Origin of the sequence: Dyadobacter sandarakinus (genome assembly GCF_016894445.1) — a bacterium.
In the GTDB taxonomy this organism is placed as follows: Bacteria; Bacteroidota; Bacteroidia; order Cytophagales; family Spirosomataceae; genus Dyadobacter; species Dyadobacter sandarakinus.
The window spans coordinates 169,683-186,662 of the sequence record NZ_CP056775.1; the positions used below are offsets into that span (position 1 = coordinate 169,683).

The window sequence follows — 16,980 nt, forward strand, 5'->3', positions numbered from 1 at the left end:
TGAATTTTTCAGATAGTCGTTACAGTCCTGAAAAATACCCCCATCCCCATTTGCATCGAAAAACATTTCTCCCGAATATGCGCATTCCCAAAAAATGCGCGTAAAATGAAAAAGCTCAGAAGTATTGCCCTGTTATGGTGTGGATCAGGCGAAAGCCCCAAGGCGCTTACGCGAGCGCGGGACACCTAAGACAGGGCATTTATTTTTTTATCCATCCCAAAAAACGCGTTTTATGTACAATCAAACAACCGAAGCCGACTCTGCCGACGCCCGGTCCGACGATGCGGAAATTCTCGCTTATGGCCGGCAGGTCAAGGAGTTGCTGAGTGCCAGCCCGGCCGATACCTGGTGTGAGCATCTCTGGGCCATGTACGGCGGCTACGTGCTTGCCCAGAAAGAACTCGGCTACAATGCCCAGACTGCCGATGTATTCTGGTCTTTTCGGGATTTGCTGTTTTTCTTTCAGGAGAAGAGGGGCAGGGATTAATGATTGAATGATTGAATGACTGAATGATTGATTGAGTGAGTGAGTGAATTGCTTGACGTTCCTTTTGAAATTGCTTTCATGTGGATTTACTGACGATGTTTTTTCTCTCTTCTATTTGGCTTTGCAGGATTGTCGCTTCATATTACCAGAGGGTTGATGTTTGATACCCTGTACCATCTCAAACTAATTAGCACAATATCCAATGTCCAACAACAATCCCCAGCTCATCACGACCATCCAAACCAGCCTCTTTCAGCAATTTGAAGCGGGGCTTATTACGCTGGGCAATGCCATAGAACGGTGTCCGCAGCAATTGTGGAATACGAAAAAGCGCTTTTTCTACATTGCCTATCATGCGCTGATCCTTGCTGAATACTATCTGACCATCCCTGCACCGGAAACATTTCATGCCATTTTACCATTTTCCTTTACTGAGCCTGACGAAATTCCGGACGGTGTTGTAGGGGATATGGTGCCCGATAAGCATTACACCCAGCCCGAAATGCTCGGGTATGTAGAGGAAGTCCGGGCGAAATGCCGGGAGACCATCTTCGGGCTATCTGAGGAAAACATCAGTGAGCGTTGGATTGAGCCGGGCGGCGAGATGGATTATGCCGCACTCGAAATCCTGATCTACAACCTGCGGCACGTACAGCACCATGCGGCGCAGCTTAACCTGCTTTTGCGCCAGGAGGCAGGGATGGGGAGTGAGTGGGTGTTTAGGGGAGGGGAATAGTTAATGATTGAATGAGTGAATGACTGAATGACTGAATTAGTGAGTGAGTGAGTGAGTGAGTGAGTGAGTGAGTGAGTGAGTGAGTGAGTGAGTGAGTGAGTGAGTGAGTGAGTGAGTGAGTGTTTTTTCAGGTTAGTATAGGTGCTGGCAGTGGATGCAGAAGTAGCTTCTTCGCTTTGTCTTGCCGAGGTATTCCTTGTGGAATGGAACCAGGCAGCGTGGACAGATTTTCTTTGTATGTGCCTCCCAATGCTGCTTTAAGGTCAATTCCTTTTTCCACTTCAGGAAATCGAAAGCGTACATGCGCTCACCCTCCACCAGTTCGTGCAGCTTTTCATCAGGTAGGTCGCCCAATCGCGAGAGTGGGTGTACGTGGGTGCGGAATAGTACCTCATTTTTAAAAATATTACCACTGCCTGAAAAGATGTTCTGATCCAGCAATGCATCGCACACCAGCATTTTCGGATTTTGTTTTAGCTTTTCGAAGGCTTTTTGTCCATCCCATTGCTCCGACATGATGTCGGCAGACCAGTCGTAAATCGATTCCGCAGGTGCGTCGAGGATCTTGACGGAGCACGAATAGAAGTTGAGCTCGGCATCGTCAAAGATCAGGCTCAGGCGTGGCGGTGACTTTTTCTGCTCATTGATCAGGTGGCTGCCAAAAAGCATAAAATGGATCCGCAGCGTGAAATCATCAAAGCACACCAGAAAATGCTTGCCCCATGACCTGAACTCCCGTACCGGGTGAGTGGTCAATTCGTTCGTATCAACTGTGGTATTACCCTCCACAAGCCGGATCAGCTGACCTTCCAGGTGCAGCTTCTCAACAGCTTCGCGAAGTATGACAATAGATGGACCTTCCGGCATAATGCTTCAAATTCCCTTTTCCGATCAACAATAATGCCAGTTTTCTTGCCGAATCCATTGGACTGTGGTTAGAATGAGCCTGCGGTGCCCTTTGCAGGATATAACCTGACAGCCCCATGCCGCACCGTTTCCGCAAGTTCATTCCATTATTATTGCTGCTCCTGACAGCCCTCGCACCGGCTCCGCGAAAAGTAACCTGGGTAGCGATCGGCGACTCCATAACCTATCTCAATGATCACCAGGACGAAACGGGCAACCGCGTGACCGAAGGTTATCTTACGCGCATCACCAGGCAGCACCCGAATGTGCAATACATCAATCAGGGGCATAATGGGTGGACATCGGTGAACATTGCCACACGCATTGATTCCATCGGTCTGGTTCAGGCGGATGTATATACGGTTTTTTTGGGTACCAATGACTGGTGGCAGGGAAAAACGCTGGGCACAATCCGCGATTTTGAGGAAAATACGGGTACAGGCACTGTACATGGCTCTTTCAGGATTATTCTGGATAAACTTAAAACACTCAATAAAAAAGCACAAGTAATCCTGATCACGCCCATGCAGCGGGGTGATTTTGTATATATAAATAACTTCAGAAATAATGCATTTGGCTCATACAAGCCTAAAAACGGCAGGACACTCGAAGAGTTCGTCAATGCTGTTGTGGAAATTGGCAGGCATGAAAAGCTCGGAATCGTGGATCTTTACCACGATAGCGGCATCACGCAGGATAATATGGTCAACTTTAAGAGGCTGCGGCAGCCGGGGACTGGCAGCTACGAAAACTACCGCTATCCCGGCTACATTGACGTACCATTTGATCCGGAAAAAGATGAGTACCCGTATCCTGCCGATGCCGTGAATATGACCTACGACGGCCTGCATCCTTCCGACAAGGGTTATGAAGTGATCGCACGTATGCTGGCCGAAAAATGGAAAGGACTTTAGTGCGTTTCGCCCTCGCTGACATATAGCTTGAGATCGGCAAGCAGCTTGTACATCGCATTGTTAACAGATTCGTTATCAGCTTTCAGCGCTTTTATTTCATCCTCGATATCCGACTTTTTTCTGCGGCCGGACTCAATCTTCAACGCCTGCTCACGGGCCGTAATCAGGTCATTGTCTTTCACGCCGAGCTTCTCGGGGCTGTGCGTGGTCGACACACCGTCGAGGTTGCTGATGCGGATGTTCAGCAGCTTATCGGCGCAATCGATGGTCATGTCATAGCGCACGTACTCAAATTTGGAAGTAAGTACCTGTGCATAGCTGGTCAGCACGATCCGCCCGGCATCAGCGGCTTCCAGCGTAACCACATTTTCATAGTTACCGAATGCTCTTACAACCCATTCCTGTGCTTTTTTAAAGATGGAATCTTTGGGCAGGTCGGGCTTTGCAACGTCGGAGTAGTACACGTTTTTGTCTTTGTCAAGGGGCAGGACACCATCCTGGGCATAACCGGCGGACCCTGTAAAGAAGAATATGAATGCAAGAATGTATTTCAAAATGCAGATTGGAATGTAGGGCGGTAAAAATAACGGATTTTGTTTGCGCGCCACTACATGTACATTGAGTAGGTACAATGTTTGCAGGCCTTTTTGATCAAAAACTGTACACTTATGGGAAAAGGTAAAGATCTTTTTGGACATTATAATGACCTTGCAAAAGAAAAAGGACCGGGTACGGCTGAGTGTACCTATGCAAGCGTACTCTTCCAGGCATTGCTGATGCTCGGCGAAAGAAAAGTGTTTGAAATGCTTGAAGAGGCTGAACAGACCGGCAAGCACCTCGCGCTGGACTACTCCGAAAACCGCGATGGAGTACCCAGGGGAGTAGTGCTGGTATGAACTAGCCGTGGCGGGGCGTCACATACGTTGCTTCAAGCAATATTCTGAAACAATCAGCAATTTCGTTCAGCCCTGCGCGAAAGGAAACTACCTCGTCGGCACCTGCCCGTAGGTAGGCATTCCTGGTTTCCTGCTCCTCAAATGGCAGGTACACAAGAAATTTCGAAAGCGGACGCAACGCCTTTACCTTGCTCAGCCAGGTAAAGCCATCCTGTTCGTCATCGTGGATGCCTATAAAAACAAGATCAAAATTTTCCTCTTCCAATGCATCGAAAGCTGCATCCTTGTTGGCAACCTGGTGTATTGCTGCGTCTGGAAAATGTGTTTCAATCAGGAATTTCAATCCAAACTGAATCAGGGCCTGATTATCAATAGTTAAAAACTTCATTGTGAAGGTGAGCAGAAAAAGATTAGCAAAATGAAGCGATCAGGCGGCATTTGTTGCGCACCTCACTTACAATGGAGGAAAAAAACAGAATCTGGTGGCATGACTCTGGCAGCACAGACACAGGCGGGAGCGGGAACAGACAGGCAGCTTCATAGGTTATTGTCATAGAGGGGTTCAAATTTACTAAGTATAGCACGTTGAGACAGAGTGGGGTAGCAATAGAACTTTTGCCAGTTTCCTAAAATTAAAAATTTTTAAAATCATCCTGAGTAGTTACGTAAAAAAAAATAGGCCAGAGAAACGGCAGTTGACGGTCCCGCACTGACCGGTGACGTTTATTGGTACGGAATTTTTGCGAAAATCGCTGTTCTCTTGCTAAAAGAGCACAAGTACCCGCTAAAATCCATACTATGCTATCCGACAGGGATCTTTTCAGTTACCGCTTATTTTTGCTTGTTAGAAAATTCAACCGCTCATTTACACAAATTTTCGGGCTGCTGTGCACATTGTGTATTTTCAATGTTGCGGCACTTGCCCAGGACTCTGCTGCCAGTTCGCCCAGGCAGCCCCTCGCCACAGTCATCCCCGATACCCTGCTGTTCAAAATTGAGCAGGCACAAGCCGCAGTCACGCAGATCAATGCGGCCAACAAAAAAGGTTATAACAGCCAGGGAATTATCAACGACCTGAAAACCGCCCGCTCAAATGTGCGTCAGATCGAGGAAGCGATCAGCGTGGCAAAGCCTGTTCCCGATAGTAAAAACCTGGCCAATTACCGGCTCATGCTGACGGATGTTCAGCAAAAAACGGCCACCTGGCGCCGGCAGCTTTCCAGGTACAATGCGGAGCTGCAAAAAATGTCAACCGATGTGATCGAGTTTGGCAGGGATTCGCTGCTGGCCGTAAAAAGCGGCGACTCCACACAGCGCAAGCTGTATTACAGGCAAATCCGCGATCTGAGGTTCAAGTTGCAGGAAGCTGGCAAAGTAACCACGGCCAATCTGGATACGGTGAGCAACCTGCTGGCCGATGTTTCGGAAGTGTATTTTGCCGCCAATGAACTGAGTAACAATATCAATGAATTTATCAAAGAGTCGGGGCGCAACCTGCTGGGTAAGGAAACCAGCTATCTTTGGAATGCACCTCAGCAGGACGAAACGGCCAAGGTGGACAAGCTGGTACGCGTATCCTATTCCGGTCAGAATAAAGTATTGAGGTACTTCATCCAGTCAACCTGGGACAACAGGATCTTTCTCCTGCTCATCTGTATCGGGTTTTTTGCATGGATTTACATCAATTACAGCTTTGCCGAAACTGCCCGGCTACGCAAGGATGTAGGTGAGCTCGACTTCAAGTTTATCAGCCATAAGCCCTTTCTGGCCACCCTTATTTTTCTGTTCAATATCACGCCGCTTTTTGAGCCGCGTGCTCCGTCCGTGTATATCGAGCTCAACCAGTTTCTGCTGCTGCTGACACTCACGGTATTCTTTCTCAAACAACTCCCGCGTACCCAGCTTGCATGGTGGTTTTCGGTCCTCTTGCTGTATGTACTTACTGCTGTCGCCAATGTTGCCGTCAACGAGTCCTTTTTTCTGCGCACCGCTTTGGTTGCCCTCAACGTAGGTTCTATTTTCTTTGGGTCAAAATTCTTCCGCCAGATACGGCACGTTACCCTGGAAGAGCGTTTTATCAGGCCGGTGGTGATCATTTACATTGCGCTGCATGTACTGTCCATTGTGCTGAACATCCTCGGTCGTCTTACGCTCGCCAAGGCATTCAGCATTACTGCCCTCAGTGGCCTGGTGCAGGTAGTGGGGCTGGCCGTATTTGTTCATACCATTACCGAAGCGCTTGAACTGCATATCCGCGTAAGCTCGGCTTCAAAGCGCCTTTTTTCCCGGATCAGCATTCAGAAAAGCCGCATGTACTCACAGCGTGCCTTGTCATTTGTGTCCGTAGTACTCTGGCTGCTCGTTTTTTGTATCAATCTGAACATTATCTCGTCTGTTTTTGACTTCCTGACCAGCATCCTGGAAAAACCCAGGACTTTCGGCAGTGTCACCTTTACACTTGAAAATGTGCTGTTTTTCAGCATCATCATCTGGATTTCAAATAGTTTGCAGAAAAACGTGGCCTTCCTGTTTTCAGGTTCGGATACCGGCTTTACGGGTGAAACCGTGCACCGCGGCTCCAAAATGGCGTTGCTGCGCCTGGTTATTCTGGTAGTAGGATTCCTCATTGCCGTCACCGTGTCAGGGGTGCCGCTCAGCAAAATCACCGTACTGATCGGTGCATTGGGTGTCGGTATCGGACTGGGTATGCAGAACATCGTCAACAACTTTGTATCCGGTATCATCCTGATTTTTGAAAAACCGTTTACCATTGGCGACTACATTGAGCTGGCCGACAAAAAAGGAAAGGTACTCGATATCGGGATCAGGTCCAGCAGGATGCTTACGCCACAGGGATCGCGGGTAATCATCCCCAATGGTGACCTGCTGTCGGGCAGGCTCGTGAACTACACCACCAGTGATGCGCGCCTGAAAACCGAAATAACTTTCAAAATCAGTTCGGAAGCGGATATTACACACGTAAAAAAGGTCATCGAGGATATCATAGACCAGGCCGAGGGCACTGTCACGAAAGCGCCGCGGCAGATACTCGTCAATGCCATCGCCGCCGATAACATCGAGTTGAAAATTCTGGTCTGGCTCGACAATGTGTATCAGGAGAGTGATTTCAAAAGCTTTGTACTGGAACAGGTTTATACCCGCTTCAAGGCAGAGGGGATCAAGGTTATGTAGCAGCTGGCTCCCGCCGGACGGTTGTGCCGCTGTGAATGGTTTTACTTAAATGCTTTAATAATGATGCTGCATTGGAGTGAAATAGCAATTCGCCTCGGTCTGGCGGCTGTTTTGGGCGCCGTCATCGGGTTGGAGCGGGAGCGTAAGGATTGGACCGCCGGCATGCGCACCCACATGATGGTTTGTGTCGGGTCGGCCTTGTCCATGATTGTTTCGGCCCATGGTTTTGGCGATGTACTGTCCCATCCGGGCGTCGAGCTCGATCCTTCCCGCGTAGCGTCACAGGTTGTGAGCGGCATCGGATTTATAGGTGCAGGTACTATTTTGTACCTCAAACAGGGTATCATCAAAGGACTTACGACTGCCTCGGGCTTGTGGACGGTGGCCGCCATCGGGCTGGCTACGGGTGGCGGTATGTACTTCGCTGCCGGTTTGACGACGGGCATTGCCATCATTATCCTCCTCATCATGCAGCCGCTGGAAAAAAGGTTATCCCAGCGCTTCCGGCATAAAACCGTTCGCATTACCACCACGCTCGAATCCAGTCCGTCGCACATTCTCAAACAGGTGCTGAACAATGAAAACGTTTCCGTAGCCAGCTTCACTTTCGACCGGAATGATGAAGAGTTTGTGATACAGATCCGGTTTGAGGATGTGAACGTTCCACAGATGACGACGATTGTAGATTCCCTCCAGTCTGAACCCCAGATTAAGGAGATCTTCTGGACGAAATAGTTTTGTTCCTGTCACGAAATACACCGCCACTGCGCTACAAAGGGTGTATATGTTTTTTTATTGATTAATTGTAAGAAAATAATGTTTGAATATTTTGTTGTTTAAACGTTTAAACTTACATTTGAATCATCAGCTGTTCTTTAAAAAAGATTAATTATAAAATTATAAAGGCTCTGGTTTCGCGATATCCGTACTTCCTCTTCGCTCTGGCAAAAAGTCATAAGTAAGTGTTCTTCATTCCGGCATGCATTTCCTGTTCAAGAAGATATTTATTCCTAAACTCTTAATCCTTTTTGCTTAAACGTTTAAATGAAAACTAACTTCCAGATACCGCAAGGATAAGGGCACTTTCTACCGGTGATCCTGCTTTTTACCGCCGCGCCCGGCAGTAAACCACGATTACTTTGTTTTCGTATATAGATATGCGTTCGTGTGTCGCGGACGGGCTGATACCTGTGTCTTAGAGAAAAATTCTGCCTGCATTAACGTACAGGCAGCCAGCCGGACTTTGTCTTTTTCGTAACCAGATTTCTCTTGTATGGAAAAAATCTTTACAGTAATCGCTTTGCTGCTGACCATTCTGTGCTTTGATGCAAACGCGCAGAATAACAGGGTCTCCGGCATAGTCAAAGGCCAGGACAATCAGCCGCTCCCCGGCGTCAATGTGCTGGTAAGCGGTACGTCGCAAGGTACCGTTACCGATGCCGATGGAAAGTACACGATTGATGTTCCTGCCAGTTCCAGTCTGGTATTTTCATTTATCGGCTACGTCAGCCAGACGGTCGCGGCCAATGCACAGTCTGTCATTGACATCACCCTCAACCAGGAAGCCAAAAACCTGAATGAAGTAGTAGTGACGGCCCTGGGTATCAAACGCGAGGCAAAAACGCTGGGATATGCCACGGCCACCGTGAATGCCGACCAGATTTCCACCAACCGTACGCCTAATGTAGTCAGCTCGTTACAGGGTAAAATGGCCGGTGTCAATATCTCGTCCTTATCTACCGGGCCGGGCGGCACCGCCAAGATCCGGATCCGGGGACAGTCCTCATTCAGCGGGCAGAATAATCCGCTGATCGTCGTCAACGGGGTCCCGATCGATAACTCCAACTATGCAGGAGGCGGCGACTTCGGGCCGCGGTCCGCCAACAGCTCTGACGGGGGCGACGGCCTGTCGAGCATCAATCCCGATGATATAGAGTCTATGACCGTGCTGAAAGGCGCAACTGCCGCCGCCCTCTACGGCTCCCGGGCAAAGGATGGGGTAGTTATGATCACTACGAAAAACCGGGGTACCGGCAAAGGTATCGGCCTCGATTACAACCTGAATTTCACTACCGACACGCCACTGGATTTCACTGATTTTCAGTATGAGTACGGGCAGGGTGAAGGCGGCAAGCGTCCTACTACGGCATTTCCTACTTCGGGCGTGTGGTCATTTGGTGAGAAGTTTGAGCCCGGCATGACCCAAACCCTGTTTGACAACGAAACCTGGCCCTACCAGCCGGTGCGGAACCGGGTTAAGCAATTTTACCGCGTTGGTACCAACATGACCAATACCGTTACCGTATCCAACAATGGTGCAAACGGCGGTTTCAGCCTTTCTCTTGCCAATACGGACAACCGCGGCATTGTCGAGAATAATAAGTTCAACCGCAAGGTGGTTAACCTTGGTTTTACCCAGAATATATCGCGAAAGCTGACGGCATCGGGCAATATCAACTATTCCAAAGAGAAGAACATCAATCCGCCGCAGCTGGATACGCAGGATTTTGCGACTTCCACGGTCATATTCACGCTGGCCAACTCCATGCCTTTTGATGCGCTCCGCCAGAACCAGACCTTGCCCAATGGGGATGAATTCGTTTTCTCGCGCTTTCTTGTCCGCAATAATCCCTACTACTCGCTGAGCCATCACTTTGAAAACATCAACCGTGACCGCATCTTCGGGAATGTAGCGCTGAAGTACCAGTTTACCGACTGGCTGTACCTGCAGGGACGTGTTGCACAGGATTTTTACGTCCGCAGCCAGGACTATAACATTCCCAATGGTTATGCACCCATCGCCAAGGCGCCCGTAGGCTATGTTAACGGATCATTTACCCAGGATGTGCGCCGCAGCACCGAACGTAACCTTGACTTCATTCTCGGTGCCAATCACACCTTCGGGAACATAGGCCTGGATATTACGCTCGGCGGTAATCAGCGGTATGCGCGCATGGATTACAACAGCGTCACCGTGCAGGACTTCATCCAGCCCGACCTGTACACGGTCATGAACGGGCGCGTAAAAAATCCGCTTTATGCTTTGTCTGAAAAGAAAATCAACTCGCTGTACGGCGCAGCAACCATTTCCTGGAAAGAGTTTCTTTACCTGAACATAACTGCCCGCAACGACTGGTTCTCGACCCTGGCTCCCCAAAACCGCAGCATCCTTTATCCTTCTGTGACGGGTAGTTTCATCTTTTCGCAGGCATTTCCCAACCTGCCTGCCTGGATCACCTTCGGGAAGCTGAGGGCTGCGTATGCACAGGTAGGTTCAGACAATGTAAATCCGTATTCCAATGCATTGTACTATTCGGTTGACAACAACTCCTTCCCCAATCCTTCCGGTCAGCTGGTGCCTGTGGGCGGTATCAATGCGATGACCGTCCCAAACCGGAATCTACGTCCGCTGCGTGTGAAGGAAGCCGAAGCAGGACTGGAAATGCGCCTCTTCAACAATCAGGTTGGTTTTGACTTTACTTATTACCACAAAATCACAGAGGACCAGATCCTGGCCGCGCAGATTTCCGATGCATCCTCCTACACCAATCAGCTCATCAATGTGGGCCGCAGCATGAACCAGGGCCTCGAACTGCTCATCAATCTCACGCCTGTCAAAACAAAGGATTTCACCTGGGATGTCAGTTTCAATGCATCCTACAATACTTCCAAAGTATTAAAGTTGGGTACTGCCGAAAAGGATACTGTGATTACCGTAGGCGGCGGGGGAGGCCGCACACTGAACATGGTCGTAGGTAAGCCGCTCGGTCAGCTGTATACGTTCAAATACCTGCGTGACGAAGAAGGAAGACAGGTTTTTGACAAAAACAGCGGCATGCCGATGCGGAATAATACGCTGATGAATGTCGGGAATGCGCTTCCCAGATATTTCGGCGGCATCACCAATACTTTCAACTACAAAGGCATCATGCTTTCAGCTTTGATCGATTTCAAGCTGGGGCATAAAATGATTGCCGGCCGCAATATTAACTACATGCGTCACGGACTGTCCAAAAGGACGCTGCCCGGCCGGGCCGAAGGCTACGTGATTGGGAATGGTGTGAATCCCGACGGGGAGATTAACCAGACCAAAGCCGCCGTGCAGCCTTTTTACGAATCCATCAATCCGCTGGGTGTCAATGAGGATTTTGTATCAAATGCAGGTTTCTGGAAGCTGCGCCAGCTTACATTGAGCTATGATCTCGGCAAGTTGCTTCCTGAGCAGTTTTTTGTCAAAGGCCTGCGCATCAGCGCCATCGCCAACAATGTACTCGTCATTAAAAAGTGGACGGAAAACATGGACCCCGAAGAAGTCCTGAATGCTTCGGACAATGCTACCGGGCTCGATTTCTGGCCCGGCCTGCCGCCAACCCGGAGCATCGGGTTCAATCTGAATGTCAAATTTTAAACGGGAACGATCATGAAAACCAGGCATATCTTCTCAGTGATACTCCTGCTCGGCCTGCTGTCGGGCTGTGACCAGGGTTTTGATAAAATCAATACCAACAAGGTTGATCCCACTTCGCTGGCGCCGTCGCTGATCCTCAACAAGGCGATCATCAGCACCACCTATCTCGACGGCGTATCCACCCTGGGCATGCTGTGCTACAATTTCGGGATTGTGCAGCAGGTGATCACACCTTACGGGAGCTCCCTTTCGGGTGGCAATTACAACACCTACAACAATGCCAACACGCCGCTGGTATGGGTTAATTTATACCGGAATGTGATCAAGCAGCTTGTCGCCGTGGTCGATCAGACGCGCGACGATCCTGCGCAGGCCAATATCTACCATGCCGCCCGCATCTGGAAAGCCTATGCTTTTATGATCCTGACGGATACCTACGGCGACGTGCCTTACTTTGAGGCAGGGCAGGGGTACATCAGTGAGATCATCCGGCCCAAGTATGATCCCCAGGAGGCCATTTACCGCGATATTCTGAAAGAGCTGGAAGAAGCTTCCGCTGCACTGGATGCTTCGCAGCCGCCTGTTACCACTGACATTCTGTACGGCGGGGATGTTGCCAAATGGAAAAAGCTGGGCTACTCCATGATGCTGCGGGCAAGCATGCGGCTCACGAAGGCAGACCCGCAGACTGCGAAAAGTTATGTGGTCAAAGCGGTCTCCGGAGGTGTATTCGCCAGCAATGCCGATAACTCCGTGATCCGTCACACAGCCATTTACAACAATTACATTGCCAATCACCTGGCCGCGCGTGAAAAAACCAACTTCTACCTCGCAGCTCCTTTTGTGAACTATCTGAAGGAAAACAATGATCCGCGCCTGCCGGTGTTTGCGGTGCGGTATGTAGGGGCAAAAGGCGGCCCTGAGCAGGTGCCGGCACGCGCATCCTCCGACCCCAAAGTACAGGTTGGTATGCCTATGGGGTACAATGATGTGACGATTAACAATGTACTGGCTGAAAATGGTGTGGCCAGTCTCTGGGATTTCTCGCAGATCAACCTGACCACCGTCCTGAAACTTGACGCGCCTGAGTTTCATATTACCTATGCACAGGTACAGCTGCTGGTGGCCGAAGCCGCCGTGCGCGGCTGGATACAAGGTTCACCCGCGGACTATTTCGAAAAAGGCATTCGTGCCAACCTCGAACAAATGGCATCCTATGATCCTTCGGCTGCGATCCCCGAAGCCACAATCGCTGCCTACCTGAAAGCACATCCGCTCGATAATGCCAAAGCGCTGGAGCAAATCAATACCCAGTACTGGGTCGCAACCTTTCTCGACGGCAACGAATCCTTCGCCAACTTCCGCAGGAGCGGCTTTCCCGCTTTGAAGAAAAACCCTTACCCGGGGGCGGAGATCACCGGCAATTTCATCCGGCGCATGCCGTATCCCGACAGTGAGATCGTGGTCAACCTTCAGAATGTAAATGACGCCAACACCCGCCAGGGGCCCAATGACCTTAATACCCGCGTATGGTGGGACAAGGAATAGCTGAAACCAAACCAGAAAACATCTAAATAGCTGCGCATGAACAAAAGTGAATTTAGTCGTCGCGACACCATGAAAATGCTGGGGCTGAGCGGCTCAGCCGGACTGATGGGATTATTCGGAGGGATATCGGATGCCAAAGCCAGGGAGGAAAAAGGCACACCGGATTATGCCAAAGCGATGAAGCCGGTGAAGATCAAAAGCGTAAAGGCAATCGCTACCGCGCCCCAGGGGTCCAATCTGATCGTTGTGAAAGTGGAGACTACCGAGCCCGGCCTCTACGGACTGGGATGCGCCACGTTCACCCAGCGCGCCGAAGTCGTAATAGTCGCTATTAACACTTACCTCAATGAATTTTGTGCGGGTAAAGATGTGGACAATATCGAGGATATGTGGCAGTCGGCTTACGTGAGCTCCTACTGGCGCAATGGACCGGTACTGAACAATGCGCTCAGCGGCCTTGATCAGGCATTGTGGGATATCAAGGGAAAACGTGCGGGCATGCCGCTCCACCAGCTGCTGGGCGGGAAAGTACGGTTTGCAGTACCCTGCTACACGCACGCCAATGGTAACTCGCCCGAAGAAACCGTCGAGAGCGTCAAAGGCATCATGGAGCGCGGTTTCAAGTTTATCCGCATTCAGCAGGGCGGCTATGGCGCGGTAGGCAGTACCATTGAAAAACCCGATTTCCGCGGTGCCGGCTTTGGAGGTGAAAGCGATAATTTCATGAATGAAAATACCTACCTCAAAGCCATTCCCAAGCTGTTTGCAGCTGTACGAAAAAGTTGCGGTGAAGAAATAGAGCTGCTCCACGACATTCACGAGCGGGTACAGCCCATGAATTCGATCAACATGATCAAGAAGCTGGAAGAATACAATCCCTTCTTTATTGAAGATCCGTTTTCACCTGAAAATATGAAATGGTTCAAACAGCTGCGCCAGGTTACCTCGGTGCCTATCGCCATGGGCGAGCTTTTCAACAACATCAATGAATTCCTGGAACCAATGGTTAATCAATGGTTCGACTACATCCGCATTCACGTTTCACAGATCGGCGGCATTACCCCGGCGATGAAGGTTGCCAGGCTGGGAGAGTGGTTCAACATCCGTACGGCCTGGCATGGTCCCGGGGACGTGTCGCCCGTCGGCCACGCTGCCCACGCGCACATTGATATGGCCGTATGGAACTTCGGAATTCAGGAGGCAGTGTCTTTCAACGACAAAACGCTTGAAATTTTTTCGGGCTGCCCAACGATGAAAAATGGCTATATGCACCTGAACGAATCACCGGGCATTGGTGTGGACATCAATGAAAAGGAAGCTGCCAAGTATCCCATTACCACCAAGTCCAACTGGCAGGTACGCAAGTTCGATGGTACGATCATCCGCCCATGAAAAAGGTTTCCCTCAAAGACATAGCCCAAAAAGCCGGCGTTTCTACCGCCCTGGTTTCCTATGTCCTGAACGGGAAGGAAAAGGAGACCCGGGTGGGGGAAACCATCGCCCGCAAGATCCGTGAGATTGCCCGGGAGCTCAACTACCAGCCCAATCACCTCGCCAAAAGTCTGCGCAGCGGCCGCACGCATACCATCGGGCTGATCATTGCGGATATTTCCAATCCTTTTTTTGCCAACATTGCGCGCGTGGTTGAGGACGAGGCCAAACAAAACGGGTACACGGTGATCATCGGGAGCTGTGATGAAAATGCGGATAAATCCTGGGACCTGCTCAATGTACTTATCAACAGGCAGGTCGATGGATTCATCATTGTTTCCTGCGAGGGTTCTGAAAACCAGGTACATTACCTGAAAGAGCGTAGCCTGCCTTTTGTGCTGCTTGACCGGCATTTTCCCGATATACAAACCGACTTTGTAGCCACCAACAACTTCAAGGCTTCCTACGATGCCGGCATCCACCTCATCCGGGGCGGGTACGAGCGCGTGGGACTGATCGCCTATAAATCCGAAATGTACCACATGGTGGAGCGCATCCGCGGGTACCGGCATGCGCTCGCCGACCACCGGATCGACTTCAATCCAAGCTGGCTGAAAGAGGTAAAGTTTGAAACCATGGAGCAGGAGGTAAAAGTTGCGATAGACGAAGTGCTGGCCCTGGATCATCGGGTGGAGGCATTGATCTTCGCTACTTACGGGCTGGCCATCAATGGTTTGAAGTATATTAATGAGCTGCGTCTGAAAGTACCTTCCGACCTGGCGATTGTCAGCTTCGGACAGGCGGAAGTTTTTGACCTGTACTACTGTCCCATTACCTACCTGCGCCAGCCTCTGGAAATGCTGGGCAAAACGTCCGTCGAGTACCTGCTAAAAAAACTCAAAAACCCGGAAGAAGGCATGAAGCAGATCCTGATGGAAGCAAAGCTGATCGCCCGTGATTCGTCCATGACAAAATCAATGTGGTCATCCTGAATTTTTATACCAATGCTTAAACGGTTAACCTGACATCGTGACAAGCTGCACCCGTCAGGACTAAGCTGAAAATACCGGAGCAGGGCCGTCATGCAGTGCTTTTGAATGAAGTTTTCCTGAATACAAATCGAGTTGCAAACCAGAAACTGATACATGGAAAGAAGGGAGTTTTTACGAAATACGATCGTGGGAGCCGCGGCAGTCGTGGCAGGGATCCCTGCCGCAAAGGCTGGCCTGGCTTCTAAAATGAAGATTACCAAAATCCGGTACTATGCCGCTCCGGGGTACAACAAGCCGCTCTTCAACCAGGCGCGGGGTATCGTGGAGATCGAGACAGACGGCGGGATCAGCGGCATAGGCGAAGGAGGCAGCAAGGATATGATTGAGCAGTGTGCGCAAATGATGATCGGGGAAGACCCGTTCCGGATCGAGCACATCTGGCAGAATATATACCGCGGCATGTTTTACCCGCCGGGCCGGGAGAAGCTGCATGCGCTCGGCGCGCTCGAAATGGCATTGTGGGACATCAAAGGCAAGGCATTGAACGTGCCGGTGTACGAGCTGCTCGGCGGCGCTACCCGTGACTATGTAGAATGCTATGCCACCGGCTTTAAAGCTTCCAAAGGCAAAACCGAGGAGGAGCGCGCCAGGGACTGCATTGAAGCCGGGCTCAGGGCTTACCGCATTGGCCCTACCGGAGGCAACGGGGACGAGCCTTTTGATTTTTACGATAATGTTAAAAAGACGATTGATTTCTGCAAACGTATTGACGAAGCCGTAGGTGGCGGCGGCAAGTGGGCGATAGACCTGCATACCCGGTTCGATATGACCGACGGGCTGAAAATCTGCAATGCGCTGGAACCCCTTGAACCCTACTTCGTGGAGGACATTATCCGCTCTGAAAACCCGGGGGTGTACAAAACGGTACGTACCATGACCAAGGTGCCGATTGCGGTTGGGGAGCAGTTCGGCGACCGCTGGGATACCAACGAACTGATCGAAAACCGCCTCATCGACTATACCCGCTTTACCCTGCCCAATACCGGCGGAATCAGCGAGTTCAAAAAGCTCGCATCCATGTGCGAGACCCACTACGTAGGCATGATCCCGCACTTCACGGGTCCGCTGGCCACGGCCACACTGGTGCATGTACTGGGTTCCAGCAGTCCTGCCCGGGCGCTCATGGAACTTGGAGGAGGCGAGCCCGAGCGTCCCCCGTACTTCAACGAGGATTTTATCAACTTCAAAAATGGCAAACTGTACCTGAACGATGCGCCGGGACTGGGCGTCAGGTTCGATCCCAAAAAGGCGACGTTCGTCTTGGAAGTGAAAGAAAAAACCAAGTTCCCGCATCCGATCCTGAAAGCGCCGGACGGATCTATTCATAATTGGTAACAGTGCCGGTGCAGAGCGGACAAAGGGCTGCCGCCAGGGTGCAGGAGCCACATGTACCAACCTGAACCAGGCCCG

General features: G+C 50.5%; 14 protein-coding genes. 11 read left to right on the forward strand and 3 right to left on the reverse strand.

The window, feature by feature from the left end; genetic code table 11:
• Positions 1–232: 232 nt before the first annotated feature.
• A complete protein-coding gene (locus tag HWI92_RS00600) occupies positions 233–487 on the forward strand; it encodes a hypothetical protein (protein WP_204660278.1) in 255 nt (84 codons plus the stop codon).
• Positions 488–689: 202 nt separating this feature from the next.
• Positions 690–1,223, forward strand: a complete 534-nt coding sequence (locus HWI92_RS00605) for a DinB family protein (protein WP_204660279.1) — start codon at positions 690–692, stop codon at positions 1,221–1,223.
• A gap of 132 nt (positions 1,224–1,355) precedes the next feature.
• On the opposite strand, the gene HWI92_RS00610 is transcribed toward HWI92_RS00605, so the two are convergent.
• Positions 1,356–2,090, reverse strand: a complete 735-nt coding sequence (locus HWI92_RS00610; protein ID WP_204660280.1) for a DNA-formamidopyrimidine glycosylase family protein — start codon at positions 2,088–2,090, stop codon at positions 1,356–1,358.
• Positions 2,091–2,206: 116 nt separating this feature from the next.
• On the opposite strand from HWI92_RS00610, the gene HWI92_RS00615 reads away from it, so the two are divergent.
• Complete coding sequence (locus tag HWI92_RS00615; protein WP_204660281.1) at positions 2,207–3,043, forward strand: SGNH/GDSL hydrolase family protein; 837 nt, start codon at positions 2,207–2,209, stop codon at positions 3,041–3,043.
• On the opposite strand, the gene HWI92_RS00620 is transcribed toward HWI92_RS00615, so the two are convergent.
• Positions 3,040–3,597, reverse strand: coding sequence for a DUF4468 domain-containing protein (locus tag HWI92_RS00620; protein ID WP_204660282.1), 558 nt, complete (start codon positions 3,595–3,597; stop codon positions 3,040–3,042). The genes HWI92_RS00615 and HWI92_RS00620 overlap by 4 nt on opposite strands.
• A 114-nt stretch (positions 3,598–3,711) precedes the next feature.
• On the opposite strand from HWI92_RS00620, the gene HWI92_RS00625 reads away from it, so the two are divergent.
• A complete protein-coding gene (locus HWI92_RS00625; RefSeq protein WP_204660283.1) occupies positions 3,712–3,939 on the forward strand; it encodes a hypothetical protein in 228 nt (75 codons plus the stop codon).
• Between the two features lies 1 nt (position 3,940).
• Here the strand turns inward: HWI92_RS00625 and HWI92_RS00630 are convergent, their stop codons facing one another.
• A complete protein-coding gene (locus HWI92_RS00630; RefSeq protein WP_204660284.1) occupies positions 3,941–4,327 on the reverse strand; it encodes a response regulator in 387 nt (128 codons plus the stop codon).
• Between the two features lie 449 nt (positions 4,328–4,776).
• On the opposite strand from HWI92_RS00630, the gene HWI92_RS00635 reads away from it, so the two are divergent.
• The 7 genes from HWI92_RS00635 to HWI92_RS00665 all read left to right on the forward strand — a co-directional run bounded on the left by HWI92_RS00635 (position 4,777) and on the right by HWI92_RS00665 (position 16,905).
• On the forward strand, positions 4,777–7,131 hold the full coding sequence (locus HWI92_RS00635) for a mechanosensitive ion channel family protein (RefSeq protein WP_204660285.1): 2,355 nt from the start codon (positions 4,777–4,779) through the stop codon (positions 7,129–7,131).
• A gap of 60 nt (positions 7,132–7,191) precedes the next feature.
• A complete protein-coding gene (locus HWI92_RS00640; RefSeq protein WP_229248648.1) occupies positions 7,192–7,866 on the forward strand; it encodes an MgtC/SapB family protein in 675 nt (224 codons plus the stop codon).
• Between the two features lie 538 nt (positions 7,867–8,404).
• Entirely contained in the window at positions 8,405–11,539 is a 3,135-nt protein-coding gene (locus HWI92_RS00645) for a SusC/RagA family TonB-linked outer membrane protein (protein WP_204660286.1), read from the forward strand.
• 12 nt (positions 11,540–11,551) lie between these two features.
• A complete protein-coding gene (locus tag HWI92_RS00650; protein WP_204660287.1) occupies positions 11,552–13,087 on the forward strand; it encodes a SusD/RagB family nutrient-binding outer membrane lipoprotein in 1,536 nt (511 codons plus the stop codon).
• 36 nt (positions 13,088–13,123) lie between these two features.
• Positions 13,124–14,479 (forward strand): enolase C-terminal domain-like protein, encoded by a 1,356-nt coding sequence (locus tag HWI92_RS00655; RefSeq protein WP_204660288.1) that lies wholly within the window; start codon positions 13,124–13,126, stop codon positions 14,477–14,479.
• Complete coding sequence (locus HWI92_RS00660; protein ID WP_204660289.1) at positions 14,476–15,510, forward strand: LacI family DNA-binding transcriptional regulator; 1,035 nt, start codon at positions 14,476–14,478, stop codon at positions 15,508–15,510. Before HWI92_RS00655 ends, HWI92_RS00660 begins: the two co-directional genes overlap by 4 nt.
• Positions 15,511–15,663: 153 nt before the next feature.
• Positions 15,664–16,905 (forward strand): mandelate racemase/muconate lactonizing enzyme family protein, encoded by a 1,242-nt coding sequence (locus tag HWI92_RS00665; protein WP_204660290.1) that lies wholly within the window; start codon positions 15,664–15,666, stop codon positions 16,903–16,905.
• Positions 16,906–16,980 lie beyond the last annotated feature (75 nt).